The organism is Ruegeria sp. H6 (assembly GCF_056532975.1).
This window is the reverse complement of sequence record NZ_JBQFOA010000032.1, coordinates 1-1217: the sequence shown is the minus strand read 5'-3', so window position 1 is coordinate 1217 and position 1217 is coordinate 1. Positions and strand designations below refer to the sequence as shown.

Below are 1217 nucleotides of genomic sequence, written 5' to 3'. Positions count from 1 at the left end.
TGAGCAGCCTCATCTGACTGGTCCAACCTGATTGTTAGTGCATCGTCGGCTTGTTATCCATTGGGATGATGGTTTCGGGTGCTGGCGGGCGATAGCCCAGAGCACTGTGGGGCCGCTTTGTGTTGTAGTGGTTCCTCCATTGTTCGATCAGAATTTGAGCTTCGCGTAGGCTGTAGAAGATCTCACCGTTGAGTAGCTCATCCCTGAACCTGCCATTGAAACTTTCACAGTATCCGTTCTCCCACGGGCTCCCAGGTTCAATGTAAGCCGTCTGGGCGCCAACTGCGGCGATCCAGTCTCGGACGACCTGGGCGACAAATTCCGACCCATTGTCTGAACGTATGAAGCGGGGTGCACCCCGCAGTATGAACAGATCCGTCAGGGCATCGATCACATCGACCGAGTTCAGCTTGCGCTTCACTCTAATCGCCAGGCACTCCCGGCTGTGCTCATCAAGGATGTTCAGCGTCCGAAAAGCTTTGCCATCGTCAGTTCGGCAATGAACAAAGTCATAGGACCACACGTGGTTGCGATACTCCGGCCTCAGCCGAACACACGAGCCATCGTTCAGCCAGAGCCGTCCTTTCTTCGGTTGTTTCACTGGTACTTTCAGCCCCTCTCGTCGCCAAAGCCGTTCAATTCGCCCATCGCTGACAGACCATCCGGCCTCTCTCAGCAGCGCAGCGATCCTGCGATAGCCAAATCGGCCGTACTGTCGAGCCAACTCGATCATGTCGGCGACCAGTCGGTCTTCGTCTGCGCGACCTTGTGGGACCCGCCGCTGCGTGGACCGGTGTTGCCCCAGCACGCGACAGGCGCGTCTCTCGGAAACGTTCAGCTGGTTACGGACATGATCGATGCAGGCACGACGACGAGCGGGGCTCAAAAGTTTCCCTTTGCGGCTTCCGTCAGGATCAGCTTGTCCAGAGTCAGATCAGACACCGCGCGTCTCAGCCGCTCGTTCTCTTTCTGAAGCCGTTTCAGTTCCTTCAATTGATCAACACCCATTCCACCGTACTTCTTCCGCCAGCGGTAATAGGTTTGCTCAACAACGCCGATCTGCCTGATCGCATCAAGTCGGGACATGCCTTGCCCCATCAAAACTTCAACCTGCCGTAACTTCGAGACAATCTCTTCGGGCTTCGGTCTCTTGTTTGCCATTCGTGGTCCTCCGTTTCCTAAACATAACGGTGGACCAGTTCAGTTGGGGAGGCTCA

At 55.9% G+C, this 1217-nt stretch carries 1 protein-coding gene; it reads right to left on the bottom strand.

All coding sequences use genetic code 11. The features are described from left to right. Positions 1 to 34 precede the first annotated feature (34 nt). A protein-coding gene (locus ACR0AG_RS22370; RefSeq protein WP_480842881.1) for an IS3 family transposase occupies positions 35 to 1161 on the bottom strand; the annotation gives its coding sequence in 2 pieces (ribosomal slippage) (positions 35 to 897 and positions 897 to 1161; 1128 coding nt in all). Positions 1162 to 1217: the final 56 nt, after the last annotated feature.